The sequence below is a fragment of the Micromonospora coxensis genome (assembly GCF_900090295.1).
Classification (GTDB): Bacteria; Actinomycetota; Actinomycetes; order Mycobacteriales; family Micromonosporaceae; genus Micromonospora; species Micromonospora coxensis.
In genome coordinates, this window is record NZ_LT607753.1 from 769,916 (window position 1) to 784,849 (window position 14,934).

Here is a 14,934-nt window from a genome sequence, read left to right on the forward strand (position 1 = left end):
CGCCGAGGGGGCGCGCACCGACCGCCTGCCCGTGCCCGCCACCGCTGCCGGCGAGGACGCGGCCGACGCCGCCGCCCGGGGCACGGCCAATGAGCTGGGCCTGGCCTTCTACGGCCGCACTCCGGTGGACTCCCTGGAGCACGGCGGCGACCGACGCCTGCTCGACCTGCTCGTGGCCTGGGACCCGGACGAGTAGGACGCGACGCGCACTCCGCGCCGAGTCGCCGGTCGACGCGCGGGCCGGACCCGCCGGACGGCGGTGCCGGCGGCCGACCCCGACGGCGACGGGTCAGGCGGTCACGCTCGGCTCGGCCGAGGGCGGGGCCGTCCGGCAGTCGAGGTACGCGTCGAGCGCGGCAGCTCCGGCGAGCATGGCGCGGCCGCGGGCCGAGAGGCGGGACCGCCAGTCGTGCAGCATCGACTCCAGCGGTGCGACGCCTCCGGCGGAGCGGACCTGGGCGATCAGCGGTGCGATCTGCTCCAGCAGGTAGCCACCGCGCCTGAGCTGGTGGGCCAGCAGGGCGTCGCGGACGTCCGCCGCGCCGTAGACCCGGTAGCCCGTGCCCGGGTCGCGGCGCGGCCGGACCAGACCGGCGCGTTCCCACTTGCGCAGGGTGGCCGGTCGGATGCCGAGCCGCCGCGACAGCGGGCCGACGAAGGTGTCGCCGCGCTCCCGCGGCACCGGATCGAGGTCGCGGAGCGCGGCCTCGACGGCCTGCAGGGTACGACGGTCGTCGAGCAACTGGGCGTGACTCTCGTCGATGATCCGCAGCGCCTGCTCGGTCGCGCCCCGGTTGACCGCCTGCATGATCGACGTGGCCGTCTGGTGACCGTGTCCGGGCACGAGCGCGAGGAACGCGTGCAGGGCCTGCGCGTGCAGCGCGGTGTAGGTGCGGTAGCCGTGCGGGGTGCGGTCGGCGTCCGGCAGGATCCCGGCCGCCTCGTAGTTGCGCACCGCCTGGGTCGACAGGCCGTGCCCGCGCGCCAGGTCGACCGGCCTGAACCGTCCACCGTTTTGAAGGTTTCGCCCCACTGTCCTGCCAATGTCGCGGAAAAGTTCACACCGAAGGTTCAACGATACCGTTGAAGCCATGACTGCTGGTATCCGGGACGCGGCCCACGCTGTCGAGGCCGCGACCGTCATGCGGCTGCTGCCGACCCGCCCCCGACTGCTCGCGCTGGGCGAGCCCACCCATGGCGAGGAACCCCTCCTCGACGTCCGCAACGCGCTCTTCCGGCAACTCGTCGAGCAGGAGGAGGCCTACCGCACCATCGCCATCGAGAGCGACTGCGTGGCGGGCCTGCTCGTCGACGACTACGTCACCTCCGGCGCGGGCACCCTCGACGAAGTCATGGACCATGGCTTCAGCCACCGGTGGGGCGCCTTCCCGGGCAACCGCGAGCTGGTGCGCTGGATGCGCGCGTACAACGACGGCCGGCCCGCGGCCGAACAGCTGCGCTTCGCCGGTTTCGACGGCCCGCTGGAGATCACCCACGCCGCGAGCCCCCGGCAGGCGCTCACCGCGTTGCACGCCTACCTCGCCACCGGGGCCGACGCCGACCTGCTCCCCTGCACCGCCGCCACACTCGACCGCCTGCTCGGCGCCGACGAGCGGTGGACCGACCCCGCCGCCATGATGGACCCGTCCGAGTCCGTGGGGCGGACACCGGAGGCCGCGCGGCTACGGCTGATCGCCGACGACCTGGTGGCGCTGCTCGACGCGCAGACGCCCCAACTGAGGGCGGCGTCCTCACCCGAGGACTGGGCCCGGGCACGGCTGTACGGTCGCACCGCCACCGGCCTGCTGCGCTACCACGACGCGATGGCCGACGCGTCACCGAGCCGGATGGCCCGGCTGCTGGCCGTACGGGACTCGATGATGGCCGCGAACCTGCTCGCCCTCGCCGAGCGGGGCCCGGCGTTGGTGAACGCGCACAACAGTCACCTCCAGCGGGCCAGGAGCACCGTGCGGATGGGCGGGCAGCCGGTGCGATGGTGGAGCGCCGGCGCGATCGTGAGCGCCCACCTGGGCCGGGACTACGCCTTCCTCGCCACCGCCGTCGGCACGATCCGCCACCAGGGAGTCGACACCCCACCTCCGGACACCGTCGAAGGACTGCTGTACGCGCTGCCGCAGGAGCGGTGCCTCGTCGACGCCCGCCGACTGGCCGCCACCGCGACGCCGCCCGCCCGGGTCTCCCCGTGGTTCGGCTACGCCCCACTCGACCCGACCCACCTGGCCGACATCGACGGGATCGTGTTCGTCAGGGACGCCCGGCGGAGTTGACCCGCGGGTCCAGTCACGACCGGCCGGCCGGACAGCACGTCCCTCGAGGAGCGTCCGGGGCGACGGGAGGAAGGGTCCCGGACCGGCGCGTCACCGAGAGCCGTGGCGCCCACAGTGGCCGGAAACAACAGAAGGCAAGGAGAAAATCCACTCCTTGCCACCTCCAACATATATCAGACCGGGGGACTTGCCGCAAGACCCCGATACGGGTGCAGAATCTCCAGCCGACGCCAGAAACTGCGGAAATCAGTCCTTCGCGAAGAACGTACGCAGTTGTGAAAACGGGGGAGCTTCATGATCGACGTCATCGTGGTCGGCGCCGGGCCGACCGGCTTGATGCTGGCCGCCGAGTTGCGGCTGCACGGCGTACACGTGCTCGTGCTGGAGAAGGAGACGGAGCCGCCCGGCCACGTCCGCGCGCTCGGCCTGCACGCGCGCAGCGTCGAGGTGATGGACCAGCGTGGCCTGCTGGAGCGGTTCCTCGCCCACGGCAGGACGTACGCCGTCGGCGGCTTCTTCGCCGGCATCGAGAAGCCCTGGCCCGACCGGCTGGACACCGCGCACTCCTATGTCCTCGGCATCCCGCAGACCATCACCGACCGGCTGCTGGCCGAACGCGCCACCGAGGTCGGCGCCGAGATCCGGCGCGGCGGCGAACTGGTCGGGCTGCGTCAGGACGGGACCGGGGTCACCGCCGAACTGGCCGACGGCAGCCGGCTGCGCGCGCGCTACCTGGTCGGCTGCGACGGCGGCCGCAGCACGGTGCGCAAGCTGCTCGGCGTGGGCTTCCCCGGCGAGCCGAGCAGGGTCGAGACGCTGCTCGGCGAGATGGAGCTGGCGGCGCCGCCGGAGACGGTGGCCGCCGTGGTGGCCGAGGTCCGCACGACCCAGAAGCGGTTCGGCGCCGGGCCCCTCGGCGACGGGGTGTACCGCGTCGTGGTGCCCGCCGACGGGGTGGCCGAGGACCGGACCGTCCCGCCGACCCTCGACGAGTTCACGCACCAGCTACGGGCCACCGCCGGCACCGACTTCGGCGCGCACTCACCACGCTGGCTGACCCGCTTCGGCGACGCCACCCGGCTGGCAGAACGCTACCGGGTCGGTCGGGTGCTGCTGGCCGGCGACGCGGCGCACATCCACCCGCCGACCGGCGGACAGGGCCTCAACCTCGGCATCCAGGACGCGTTCAACCTCGGCTGGAAGCTGGCCGCCGAGGTCCGCGGCTGGGCGCCGGACGGGCTGCTGGACAGCTACCACAGCGAACGCCACCCGGTCGCCGCCGACGTGCTCGACACCACCCGGGCGATGATGCACCTGCTCTCCACCGAACCGGGCCCCCAGGCGGTGCGCCGCCTGCTGTCCGAGCTGATGGACTTCGACGACGTCAACCGGCGCCTGATCGAGAAGATCACCGCGATCGGCGTCCGCTACGACTTCGGCGACGGCCCCGACCTGCTCGGCCGCCGGCTGCGCGACGTGCGGCTCAAGCGGGGGCGCCTCTACGAGCTGACGCACGGCGGGCGCGGGCTGCTGCTCGACCAGACCGGCCGGCTCTCCGTCGACGGGTGGGCGGACCGCGTCGACCACGTCGTCGACGTCAGCGAGGAGCTGGACGTGCCCGCCGCGCTGCTGCGCCCCGACGGCCACGTGGCGTGGGTCGGTGACGACCAGCGGGACCTGCGCCGCCGCCTGCCCACATGGTTCGGCGCGCCCGTCGCCTGACACGCCGGCCGCCACGGGGGCGGGCCGTCGTGACAGGGCGGACGACCACGGATCGCCCGGGCGCTGCGGGGTGGGCGAGACGGGCGCGCCGGGACCGTGGCACGCCCGTCGGCTCCCGCCCGGCCAGGATCGCGTCAGACCGTCGTCGACGGCGATCTCGACCCGACACCACCGCGAGCGGCAGCCCCGGTTCCCCCTCGGACGGGACGATGGCCGCTCTCGTGGGGGAGGCGGGGGCCGGGGCGGGAGGCGGAAGCTGGCAGCATGATCAAGAAATCCCTGACGGTCGGCGCCGGATGGTCGACGGTGACCATCGGCGTCCTGCACGCCGCAGTCTTCCTGCCCCACCCGTACTGGGGCGAGTGGCTCACCGGTGGGCTGCGCTCGGGCGCGGGCGGTGACGCGTCGCTGTCGGTGTTCTGGGCGCTGCCCGGCAGCTTCGTCGTACCCCTGGTCCTGTTCGGCCTCCTGCTGGTGCGGCTGGGGCGGCGCGGCGAGCGGGCGCCCGGCTACGCCGGCTGGACGCTGGCCGGCTGGGCCGCCGGGTGCGTCCTGCTCATCGGGCCCAGCGGCTTCCTGCTGGGCTTCGTCCCGGCCGGCCTGCTCATCGCCGAGGACCTGCTGGCACGCCGCAGGGCCACGGGTCGGGACGTGCCGCGGCCGACGGCCGGGCGGGACGAGGACGCGCCGCCGCCGGCTCGCCCGACGTCGACCTCCCGATCGACCTAGACGTACCGCCCGGGTGCCGACAGGATCCGCGCGATGGCGACGGCCTCCGGTGGTGCGGCCGGCGACGCCCTAGTGGTCGCGCAGCACGAAGAAGAGCGTCCGGCGCTCGACATCCAGGAACGCGACCCGCCACCGGGTGGACGGGCTCGCCTCGTCGTACACCGTGCTGTGCAGCCACCGTGGCTGCGCCGGCAGGAACGGCACGAGAGCGGGCCACGCGTCGGCAGGGCCCGGCGACGGCGGCAGGTGGGCCGCGAACCCGTACCGCTGCGCCAGCCGCCGCGCGTCCTGTGGACGCAGGGTGACCACACCCTGGTACGCCCACTCCGTCGGCCCCGGCGCCCTCGTGCAGGGGTCGCCCATCGCGCGCACCTGCCAGCGGATCTCCGGGTAGTCGCCGACACCGGGCAGTTCCTCCGGCGGGTCCCAGCGCTCGGTGCGCACCTTCGCCTCCCCGGCCTGCACCGACTCCCGGCACGCACTCGTCTCGTCCGTGTCGTCGCCGACGTACCGGATCGCGGCCGCCACACATCCGACGACGATCAGCAACGCGAGGGACGCACCGAGCACGGTCACCGGCACAGGCACGTGTGTCTTCACGGCGATGAGAGTACGAACCGTCGGCGAGGGCGACCCGACCCGGCGGGCGCGACGAGCGGACGATCAGGTAAGCGGGAGCTGCGCACTCCCCTCCACTCCTAACGTATAGCGCACCAGGGTGCTTGCGGCAAGACCCGGATCGTGCCGCAGAATTGCCGGCCGAGGCCAGCGCCTTCGGACATGGGGGGTCGATGACATGCGCGTTCTCTCGTCGGGGATCAGCTCGTACCGGCACCGGATCCGTCCTCGTCCCGCCTGAGGGACAGCGACGGCGGTGGCGCTGACGGACGGTCAGCCGCCTCCTGCCGGACGTGACCGACGACCGCGAGCCGCGACACCTGGCCGTCCGGCGCCCTGACGCGCCGTCGGCGCGGCACCGCTCACCAACCGGGCGGCGACCGGTCGTCCGAACCACATCCGCGACCAACCCCGGGCCGCGCGACCGCGCGTGCCCGCCGGGCGATCCGTACGCGGGCCGCCGCGCGTGCCCTGCCACCTGCACAGCGCTCTCAGATCGGAGCTGACGACGTGGACCACCCGACCACCGGCGTGTTCGACCTGCCCGACCTCTCCCCCAAGGCCGAGCCGACGCTGACCGCCCGCGACGAGCAGCACTTCGCGGCCCTCGCACAGAGCCTCGCGGAGATGTCCGCCGAGTTGACCGAGCGGCTCGACGCCGCGAGCAGGGCCCCCGGCGGCAAGGGCCGCCAGGCGGTGGAACGGGACGAGGAGGTCCGCCGGCTGACGTCCCGCCTGCGCGTCCTGCGCCGGTTCGGGACGGACCTGTGCATCGGGCACATGGTCCGCGCCGACGACCCCGAGCCGGTGTACGTGGGACGACGCGGTCTCACCGACAGCGTCGGGCGCCGGCTGCTGCTCGACTGGCGCTCCCCCGCGGCGGAGCCGTTCTTCGCGGCGACCCACGCCAACCCGATGGGGCTGACCAGCCGCCGCAGGTATCGCTGGACCCGCGGCCGGATCACCGACTACTGGGACGAGGTGTTCGCCGCCGACGGGTTCGAGGGACACCACGCCGCGCTCGACGACCAGTCCGCCTTCATCGCCAGCCTGGCCGGCAGCCGATCGCCGCGGATGCGGGACGTGCTCGGCACCATCCAGGCCGACCAGGACGCCATCATCCGGGCGGGCTCCCGCGGCGCGCTCGTCGTCGACGGCGGTCCGGGCACCGGGAAGACCGTCGTCGCGCTGCACCGCACCGCCTACCTGCTCTACGCCGACCCTCGGCTCGGGCACCGGCGGGGCGGCGTGCTGTTCGTCGGTCCGCACCAGCCCTACCTGGCCTACGTCGGCGACGTGCTGCCCAGCCTCGGCGAGGAGGACGTGCAGACCTGCACCCTGCGCGACCTCGTCGCCGAAGGCGCCGGGGCCGGCATCGAGCGCGACCCGGACGTGGCCCGCCTGAAGTCGTCCGCGAGGCTGGTGACGGCGATCGAGGCGGCCGTCAGGTTCTACGAGGAGCCGCCGGCCAAGGGCATGACGGTGGCGACCGCCGAGTCCGACATCTGGCTGAGCGCCGACGACTGGGCCGCGGCGTTCGACTCGCCGGATCCGGGCACCCCGCACAACGAGGCGCGTGAGCAGATCTGGGAGGAACTGCTCACGATCCTGATGGACAAGTACGACGGCGACGAGTCGGACGACCTGCTGCGCGGGTCGCTGCTGCGCAACCGGGAGCTGCGTACGGCCTTCAACCGCGCGTGGCCGCTGCTCGACGCGGCCGACATCGTGGCAGACCTGTGGTCCGTGCCGGCCTACCTGCGCCGGTGTGCCCCCTGGCTCGGCCCTGACGACGTCCGCACCTTGCAGCGCGCCGACGCCCGGGCCTGGACGCTGTCCGACCTGCCGTTCCTGGACGCGGCACGGCATCGGCTGGGCGACCCGGAGGCGGCCCGGCGCACCAGCCGACACGTGGCCGCTGTCGCGGTCGAACGGGAGCGCATGGCCACGGTCGTCGACGAACTGATCGAGGCCCACACCTACGACGACGGTGAAGGTGTGCTGTCGAGCCTGCGGCAACTGGACCTGCAGGACGCGCTGGTCGACGACACCGTCCTGCCCGGCCCCGAGCCGGACCGGCTGGCCGGCCCGTTCGCGCACATCGTCGTGGACGAGGCACAGGAGCTGACCGACGCCGAGTGGCAGATGCTGCGGCTGCGCTGCCCGTCGGGCAGTTTCACCATCGTCGGGGACCGCGCCCAGGCCAGGCGCGGGTTCACGGAGTCGTGGCGGGAGCGGCTCGCGCGGGTCGGGCTCGACCGGATCACCCTGGCCTCGCTGAGCATCAACTACCGGACGCCGGCGGAGATCATGGCGGAAGCCGAGCCGGTCATCCGGGCCGTGCTCCCGGACGCCAACGTGCCCACCTCCATCCGCAGCGGCGACGTCCCCGTCGTGCACGGCGCCGTCGCCGACCGGGACCCGATCCTCGACGCGTGGCTCGCGGCCCACGCCGAAGGGATCGCCTGCGTGATCGGCGATCCCACCTTCCGGGAGCGGCCCCGCGTCCGGTCGCTGACCCCGCAGCTGTCGAAGGGGCTGGAGTTCGACCTGGTCGTCCTGATCGAGCCGGACTCGTTCGGCGACGGCATCGAGGGAGCCGTCGACAGGTACGTGGCGATGACCCGGGCGACCCGCCAACTCGTCGTCCTCACCGGGTCCTGAGCCCCGCCGCCCGGTGCGTCACCGAGCGTTAACCCCTCGCCGGGACGGGTAAGCGGCGGCCTGCACGTGGCCGGAGGGGCTGGAGGTCTGATGCCGGTGACGGACGCGTTCTTCCAACAGTTGGCGGAGATGGGGCACGATCCGCGGCTGTGCAAGGTGCGCGGCAGCATCCGGTTCGACATCCGCGAGGGCGATCGGCTGCGGCAGTGGCTGCTGATGATCGATCATGGCCAGCTGCGGGTGTCACCGGGAGGAGGTCCCGCGCAGGCCGTCCTCAAGCTCTCCTCGGAAGTTGCCGAGGCGATGGTCCGGGGCGAGCTCAACGGGCTGTCCGCGATGCTGCGCGGCGAGATCCTGGTCGACGGGGACCTCGCGCTGGCGCTGCGGCTGGGACGGCTGTTCCCCGCACCGGCGGTCGCCCGCGAGGCCGGGCATCCCTGGCCCCGGAGGTGACCGATGAGGGACATCCCGGGCACCGTGTCGTGCATCGACGGCAACACGTTCATCGTCTCGGATCCCAGCGGTGACGTGGACGCCGCGCCCGCCACCCCGGTCGGGTTGTTCACCGCCGACACCCGGTACCTGTCCCGGTGGATCCTGACCATCAACGGGGAGCGGATGACCGCGCTGTCGGTGGACGACAGCCAGTACTACGAGGTGGCTTTCTTCCTGGTGCCCGGTGGGCAGGTCGACTACGTGGAGGCCGACGTGTCGGCGATTCGCCGTCGCCGGATCGGCCCGGAGCTGACCGAATCGCTGACCGTGTTCAACTACGGCGAGCAGGACGTCGACCTCGACGTGCGGCTGGAGGTGGCGGCCGACTTCGCCGACATCTTCGACATCAAGTTCGACGTCCGGGAGAAGGTGGGCAGCCACTACACCCAGGTCGGGACCGACGAGCTGCGATTGGGCTACCGACGCGGCACCTACCACCGCGAGGTGTCCGTGACGACGAGCGAGCCGGCCACCATCGACCCGAGCGGGATGCGGTTCCAGCTCCGGTTGCCGCCCGGAGAGCAGTGGTCCACGCAGCTACGGGCGACCATGCGCGCGCCCCGTCCAGACGGGCGGGACTGGCGGGACGCGGTGCGCGCGCTGCGCCCGGACGAGTCGACCCTGCCGGCGACCGTCCGCTCGTGGGTCGCGGCGGCCCCGCAACTGGACACCGACAACACCGCGTTGCAGCAGGTGTACCAGCGCAGCCTCGTGGACCTGGCGGCGCTGCGCTTCGCACCGCTGTCCCTCGGCGGCGCCACCGTGCCGGCGGCGGGGCTGCCCTGGTTCATGACCCTGTTCGGGCGCGACAGTCTGCTGACCTGCCTGCAGACGCTGCACGTCACACCGTCGCTGACCCCACCGACCCTGCGGATCCTCGGCCTGCTGCAGGGCGTCCGGACCGACGACGTCCTGGACGCGGACCCCGGCCGGATCCTGCACGAGCTGCGCTACGGCGAGTCGGCCGCGTTCGAGGACCAACCCCACTCGCCGTACTACGGCACCGTGGACGCCTCGCCGCTGTTCGTGGTCCTGCTCGACGAGTACGAGCGGTGGACCGGCGACGCGGAGCTGGTACGGGAACTCGAGAAGGAGGCCAGGGCGGCCCTGGAGTGGATCGACCGGTACGCGGACCTCACCTCCACCGGCTACGTCTGGTACCAGACCCGCAACCGCAAGGCCGGCCTGGAGAACCAGTGCTGGAAGGACTCCTGGGACAGCATCTCCTACGCCGACGGCAGACTGCCGGGCTTCCCCCGGGCCACCTGCGAGGTGCAGGGCTACGCCTACGACGCCAAGATCCGCGCGGCCCGCCTCGCCCGGACGTTCTGGGACGACCCCGCCTACGCCGACCGGCTCGAACAGGACGCGGCGGCGTTGAAGGACCGCTTCAACCGGGACTTCTGGCTCGACGAGCACGGCTACTACGCCCTCGCCCTCGACCACGACGGCACCCCCGTGGACGCGTTGTCCTCCAACATCGGACACCTGCTGTGGAGCGGCATCGTGCCCCCGGACCGGGCCGCGCGGGTCGTCGAGCACCTGATGAGCCCCGCGCTGTTCTCCGGTTGGGGAGTGCGCACCCTCGCCGAGGGCCAGCGCCGCTACAACCCCCTCGGCTACCACAACGGCACCGTCTGGCCCTTCGACAACTCGTTCATCGCCTGGGGCCTGCGCCGCTACGGATTCGCCACCGAAGCCGGGCGCATCGCGCACGGCATCATCGACGCCGCCACCTACTTCCACGGCCGACTCCCCGAAGCCTTCGGCGGATTCGCCCGCCAGACGACCCGGTACCCGGTCCGCTACCCCACGGCTGGCAGCCCCCAGGCGTGGTCCAGCGGAGCGTCCCTGCTGCTCATCCGCATCATGCTCGGCATGGAGCCGCACGAAGGACACCTCGTCGTCGAGCCGGCCCTACCACCCGGTTACGGGCGGATCGCGCTGCTCGACATCCCCGGCCGCTGGGGAAAGGTCGACGCCTTCGCCCGCCATCGCCCCGTCCGGCCCCTCACCGACGACAGCGACCCCTACCCCTCCCCGTCGCTCGGGTAGCGCCCCGCCCGGATCCGGCCGCCCGCAGGGGGGGTGTCCGGCGTCCCGGCACGTACGGCGAGCGGCGCTCTCAGCCCCGTCGCCGCACCCGACGGTCACGGCGCACGGATCCGTCTCCGGCGATTTGCGGCATCCGGTGGCCGCGCCGGCCGGCGCGGCCTTCATGATGACCGGGTGAGGATCCTGTCCATCCAGTCGTCGGTCGCCTACGGCCACGTCGGCAACTCCGCCGCCGTCTTCCCGCTCCAGCGGCTGGGCCACGACGTCTGGCCGGTGCTGACCGTCCACTTCTCCAACCACACCGGGTACGGCGCCTGGCGCGGGCCGCTGCTGGCGCCGGCCGACGTCGCCGAGGTGATCGCCGGCATCGCCGACCGTGGCGTCCTCGGCAGCGCCGACGCGGTGTTGTCGGGCTATCAGGGTGACCCGGCCATGGGTGCGGTGATCCTCGACGCGGTGCAGCAGGTGAAGGCGGCCAACCCGGACGCGCTGTACTGCTGCGACCCGGTGATGGGCGACGTCGGCCGGGGCATGTTCGTCCGGCCGGGCATCCCGGAGTACCTGCGCGACGAGGTCGTCCCGCGCGCCGACATCATCACCCCCAACCAGTTCGAGCTGGACTTCCTCGCCGGCCGTACGACGACGTCGCTCGCGGAGCTGCTGGGCGCGGTCGACGTCGTGCGGGCGACCGGACCCCGCCACGTCCTGGTCACCAGCGTGCTCCACGGCGACGTCCCGCCGGGCTCGCTGGAGGTGGTCGCCGTCTCCGACGAGGGCGCGTGGGTGGTGACCACGCCGCTGCTACCGATCAGCCCGAACGGTGGTGGCGACGTCACCGCCGCGCTGTACCTGGCCCACCTGTCCACCACCGGCTCGCCCGCCACGGCGCTGGAGCGCACCACCGCCTCGATCTTCGCCGTGTTCGAGGCCACCCTCGCGGCGGGCACCCGCGAACTCCAGCTGATCGCCGCCCAGGACGTGATCGCCGACCCGCCGGCCCGGTTCACCGCCCGACGGCTGCGCTGAGCGGACGCCACGGCCCGTCGACACCCGTGGCCACGCGTCGGCGGCGCGCCCGGCCGGCGACGTTCCAGCGGTACGCGAGCGGCGCCGCTGCCCGCCGGGCCGGGGTGAGCTGCGGCGGCACGATAGCGTCCAGGCGATGCGCACCCCTTCCGAGCCCGGCGGGCTGACCACGACCGAGCGGGCGGTCGACGCCCGCTTCCGCGCCGTCCTGGCGCGGCTGCCCCGGCACAGCGCGGCCGGCTGGCTCACCGAGTTCGCGGTCTTCGGGCTCAAGCAGGCCTGGGCGTGCGTCTTCGGCGCCGCGATGCTGGCGGTCATCCTCTCGGCGCACCTCTGGTACCCCCGGGACGGGGCGCTGGCCCGCAACGACTTCCTGACCCTCGCCGCCGTCGCCATCCAGGTCGCCATGGTCGCCGGACGCCTGGAGACGCTGCGTGAGCTGCGTGTGGTGATCCTGTTCCACCTCGTCGGCACGGCCATGGAGGTGTTCAAGACGCACGTCGGCTCGTGGTCGTACGACCCCGACGGGGTGCTGCGCCTCGGCGGGGTTCCGCTGTTCAGCGGCTTCATGTACGCCGCGGTCGGCTCGTACATGGTGCGGGTCAACCGGCTGTTCGACCTGCGGTTCGCGCGCTACCCGAAGCGCTGGGTGACGGCCGTGGTGGCCGCCGCGATCTACGCCAACTTCTTCACCAACCACTACGTCCTCGACGTCCGGTGGCTGCTCATCGCCGTCGTCGCGCTCGTCTTCGGGCGCTGCGTCATGCACTTCCGCATCTTCCGGCTCCGGTGGCGCATGCCGCTGCTGCTGGCCTTCCTCCTCGTCGCCTTCTTCATCTGGCTGGCCGAGAACATCGCCACCTGGTCGAACGCCTGGCTCTACCCCAGCCAGCTCGGCGGGTGGCACCCGGTGTCGCCGGAGAAGCTCGCGTCGTGGTTCCTCCTCATGATCATCTCGGTCGTGCTGGTCACCTGGATCTCGCCGCCGCAGCCGCCGGACGACGGACCGGCGGCCGTACCGTCGGACGCCGAGCCCCGCCCGGCGGCGGCGACGGGTTGAGCCGGGTTCGGCACCCCCGCCGACCACGGCGGGGCCCCGCGCGCGCCGGTCGCGCGGACACACCCGCCCGTGTGCCGGACAGGTACCGGGCATGAGCGAGCAACACCACGTCCCGGAGCGCGAAGCCCGGTTCACCCAGCTGTACGGAGCCACGTACGCCGACCTCCTGCGGTTCGTCCAGCGCCGGGTCCACCCGACCCACGCCGAGGACGTGGCCGCGGACGCCTTCCTGGTCGCCTGGCGTCGGCTCGACGACCTGCCGGACGACACCGGAGACGCCCGGGCGTGGCTCTTCGGCATCGCTCGCGGCGTCATCCTCAACACCGTTCGGGGCGCCAGCCGTCAACGGGCGCTGCGGATCCGCCTCGCGGAGGCTCCCACCGCCGCGGCCCACCTCGACACCGACATGATCGCCCACCGGGTCGACCTCGCCCACGCCTGGCGACGACTCTCCGACGTCCACCAGGAAGCCCTCGCCCTGAGCGTCTTCGACGGGCTCACGGCGCCCCAGGCGGCCCGCGTGCTCGACATCTCGTCCGTCGCGTTCCGGCTGCGCCTCAGCAAGGCGCGACGGGCCCTGAGACTCCACACCGGCCATGTGCCGCCGCCCTCGCCCGCGCCGGCGGGCCTCCCCGAAGGGATCACGCCGTGAAGCGTCATGACGTCTCCATCGACACCCTGCGTTCGCTCGACCCGGCCGACCACGCGGTCGACCCCCGCAGTCCACGGGCGCGGGCCGACCTCGCCCGGATCCTCGCGACCGATCCGGCAGCCGCCGGCTCGCCCCGACCCGCCACGGCCGAGCCTGCCGTGCCGTCACGCACCCGATGGCTGGTCCTCGCCGGTGCCACCACCGTGGTCGCCGCCGTGGCCGGCGTGCTCCTGCCCCTCTCCGGGGACAGCCACGCCTTCGCCGGCTGGACCACCAGCCCGACCGCGATGACTCCCAGGGCGGCGGCGAAGGCCACCGATTCCTGTCGGGAACAGCACGAGGACGGGCCACACCACGCCGACCGACAGCTGGCCTCCGCCCGGGCCGCCGTGACCGAGCGGCGCGGCGACTGGACGATGGTGGTCCTGGCCGGCGACCAGGGCTTCGCCGCGATGTGCCTGACCAACGACGAACTCGGCCTCTTTTCCAACGCCTCGATCGGCTCGATCGGCACGCCGGACGGCTTCACCGAGCCGGCTCCGCGTGAGGTGCGGGTGACCGACCTCGGGACGGGAACCATCGCGGACGGCACCGTGTCGGTGGCCGCCGGGTACGCCGGTGCCGACGTGGTCGGGGTGACCTACGCGAGCACGGAGCACGGGCGGGTGGAGGCCACGGTGTCCGGGGGGCACTTCGCCCTCTGGCTCCCCGGCGACGAGCTCGACGACGCGGTCACCGACGGTGTCGAGGCCGAGGTGACCTACCGCGACGGCACCTCGGGAACGGTCACCCTGCGGCTCGGCTGACCCCAGGGTGACGATGGTGGTGGGGACCCGTCCGGCGGTCCCCACCACCATCGGGCCCGCGGCGCCGATGAGTCTCCGGATCGCCGACGGTCCACCACACTGATTACCCGATGGAAGGAGACCCATGGCCAAGCTGCTGTACTCGGCGACGGCATCGCTCGACGGTTACATCGCCGGCCCGGGCGGCGACATGTCCTGGCTGACCGAGCACCTGACGGGCGACAACCCGACGGCACTTCGTCTGCTGGCCGAAGTCGGCGCGATCCTGGCCGGCAACACCACCTTCGGCGGCGACGACCCGAACCGCGGCACCGACAACGAGGGGGCGTTCGGCGGCCAGTACCACGGCCCGGCGTTCGTCCTCACCCACCGGCCGCCGGCCGAGCCGCCGCAGGGCGTCACCTTCGTCAGCGACCTGCACAGCGCCGTCGCGCAGGCCAAGGAGGCCGCCGGCGACAGGTACGTGAACGTCCTCGGCGCGAGCGTCGCCCGGCAGTGCATCGAGGCCGGCCTGCTCGACGAGATCCTGATCTTCTTCGCCCCGGTGCTGCTGGGCGACGGGGTACGCATCTTCGACCAGCCCGGCGGCGCCCGGGTACGCCTGGCGCCGATCGCGGACGAGTCGGCGCACTGGTACCGCGTCGTCCACTGAACGGCGTCCTGCTCACACCCGCTGCCCGACCCCACCCACCTGACCTCGGCGAACGTCTGCGCGCCCCCACCCGAGGGCGGTCGCACATCCGTCAACTACATTGACGGCCGTCGACGGATCTTTGTACGTTCCCGCCACGACGCCGGCTGCTTCTCGCACCAGGCGGC

At 73.0% G+C, this 14,934-nt stretch carries 14 protein-coding genes; 12 read left to right on the forward strand and 2 right to left on the reverse strand.

Going from position 1 to position 14,934, the window contains the following annotated elements:
* Positions 1–31: 31 nt before the first annotated feature.
* Entirely contained in the window at positions 32–196 is a 165-nt protein-coding gene (locus GA0070614_RS30955; protein WP_231933507.1) for a hypothetical protein, read from the forward strand.
* A 93-nt stretch (positions 197–289) separates the two neighbouring features.
* On the opposite strand, the gene GA0070614_RS03395 is transcribed toward GA0070614_RS30955, so the two are convergent.
* The gene (locus tag GA0070614_RS03395; protein WP_231933508.1) at positions 290–955 is read right to left on the reverse strand and encodes a TioE family transcriptional regulator; all 666 of its coding nucleotides are present in this window, start codon (positions 953–955) and stop codon (positions 290–292) included.
* Positions 956–1,091: 136 nt separating this feature from the next.
* Between GA0070614_RS03395 and GA0070614_RS03400 the strand changes: the two genes are divergently transcribed.
* The 3 genes from GA0070614_RS03400 to GA0070614_RS03410 all read left to right on the forward strand — a co-directional run bounded on the left by GA0070614_RS03400 (position 1,092) and on the right by GA0070614_RS03410 (position 4,739).
* Complete coding sequence (locus GA0070614_RS03400; RefSeq protein WP_088974599.1) at positions 1,092–2,288, forward strand: erythromycin esterase family protein; 1,197 nt, start codon at positions 1,092–1,094, stop codon at positions 2,286–2,288.
* Positions 2,289–2,582: 294 nt separating this feature from the next.
* Positions 2,583–4,010, forward strand: a complete 1,428-nt coding sequence (rox, locus tag GA0070614_RS03405) for a rifampin monooxygenase (protein ID WP_088974600.1) — start codon at positions 2,583–2,585, stop codon at positions 4,008–4,010.
* Between the two features lie 264 nt (positions 4,011–4,274).
* The gene (locus GA0070614_RS03410; RefSeq protein ID WP_197701416.1) at positions 4,275–4,739 is read left to right on the forward strand and encodes a hypothetical protein; all 465 of its coding nucleotides are present in this window, start codon (positions 4,275–4,277) and stop codon (positions 4,737–4,739) included.
* A 69-nt stretch (positions 4,740–4,808) separates the two neighbouring features.
* On the opposite strand, the gene GA0070614_RS03415 is transcribed toward GA0070614_RS03410, so the two are convergent.
* Positions 4,809–5,339, reverse strand: a complete 531-nt coding sequence (locus GA0070614_RS03415) for a hypothetical protein (protein ID WP_157744921.1) — start codon at positions 5,337–5,339, stop codon at positions 4,809–4,811.
* Positions 5,340–5,867: 528 nt separating this feature from the next.
* On the opposite strand from GA0070614_RS03415, the gene helR reads away from it, so the two are divergent.
* From helR to GA0070614_RS03455, 8 genes are all read left to right on the forward strand, one after another.
* Positions 5,868–8,021 (forward strand): RNA polymerase recycling motor ATPase HelR, encoded by a 2,154-nt coding sequence (gene helR / locus GA0070614_RS03420; RefSeq protein WP_088974602.1) that lies wholly within the window; start codon positions 5,868–5,870, stop codon positions 8,019–8,021.
* A gap of 90 nt (positions 8,022–8,111) precedes the next feature.
* A complete protein-coding gene (locus GA0070614_RS03425; protein ID WP_088974603.1) occupies positions 8,112–8,474 on the forward strand; it encodes an SCP2 sterol-binding domain-containing protein in 363 nt (120 codons plus the stop codon).
* A gap of 3 nt (positions 8,475–8,477) precedes the next feature.
* Positions 8,478–10,571 (forward strand): amylo-alpha-1,6-glucosidase, encoded by a 2,094-nt coding sequence (locus GA0070614_RS03430; protein ID WP_408630729.1) that lies wholly within the window; start codon positions 8,478–8,480, stop codon positions 10,569–10,571.
* Between the two features lie 174 nt (positions 10,572–10,745).
* Positions 10,746–11,597 (forward strand): pyridoxal kinase PdxY, encoded by an 852-nt coding sequence (gene pdxY / locus GA0070614_RS03435; protein ID WP_088974604.1) that lies wholly within the window; start codon positions 10,746–10,748, stop codon positions 11,595–11,597.
* Between the two features lie 136 nt (positions 11,598–11,733).
* Positions 11,734–12,657 carry a DUF817 domain-containing protein gene (locus tag GA0070614_RS03440; protein ID WP_088974605.1) on the forward strand — a complete coding sequence of 308 codons (924 nt, stop codon included), beginning with the start codon at positions 11,734–11,736 and terminating at the stop codon, positions 12,655–12,657.
* 91 nt (positions 12,658–12,748) lie between these two features.
* A complete protein-coding gene (locus GA0070614_RS03445) occupies positions 12,749–13,309 on the forward strand; it encodes an RNA polymerase sigma factor (RefSeq protein ID WP_088974606.1) in 561 nt (186 codons plus the stop codon).
* Positions 13,306–14,115 (forward strand): hypothetical protein, encoded by an 810-nt coding sequence (locus tag GA0070614_RS03450; RefSeq protein WP_088974607.1) that lies wholly within the window; start codon positions 13,306–13,308, stop codon positions 14,113–14,115. Before GA0070614_RS03445 ends, GA0070614_RS03450 begins: the two co-directional genes overlap by 4 nt.
* Positions 14,116–14,239: 124 nt before the next feature.
* Positions 14,240–14,767, forward strand: a complete 528-nt coding sequence (locus GA0070614_RS03455; RefSeq protein ID WP_088974608.1) for a dihydrofolate reductase family protein — start codon at positions 14,240–14,242, stop codon at positions 14,765–14,767.
* Positions 14,768–14,934: the final 167 nt, after the last annotated feature.

Coding starts and splice junctions, on each gene's coding strand:
- GA0070614_RS03400 (WP_088974599.1), top strand. CDS start 1,092: ATGACTGCTGGTATCCGGGACGCGGCCCACGCTGTCGAGGCCGCGACC.
- rox (WP_088974600.1), top strand. CDS start 2,583: ATGATCGACGTCATCGTGGTCGGCGCCGGGCCGACCGGCTTGATGCTG.
- GA0070614_RS03410 (WP_197701416.1), top strand. CDS start 4,275: ATGATCAAGAAATCCCTGACGGTCGGCGCCGGATGGTCGACGGTGACC.
- GA0070614_RS03425 (WP_088974603.1), top strand. CDS start 8,112: ATGCCGGTGACGGACGCGTTCTTCCAACAGTTGGCGGAGATGGGGCAC.
- GA0070614_RS03430 (WP_408630729.1), top strand. CDS start 8,478: ATGAGGGACATCCCGGGCACCGTGTCGTGCATCGACGGCAACACGTTC.
- GA0070614_RS03440 (WP_088974605.1), top strand. CDS start 11,734: ATGCGCACCCCTTCCGAGCCCGGCGGGCTGACCACGACCGAGCGGGCG.
- GA0070614_RS03445 (WP_088974606.1), top strand. CDS start 12,749: ATGAGCGAGCAACACCACGTCCCGGAGCGCGAAGCCCGGTTCACCCAG.
- GA0070614_RS03455 (WP_088974608.1), top strand. CDS start 14,240: ATGGCCAAGCTGCTGTACTCGGCGACGGCATCGCTCGACGGTTACATC.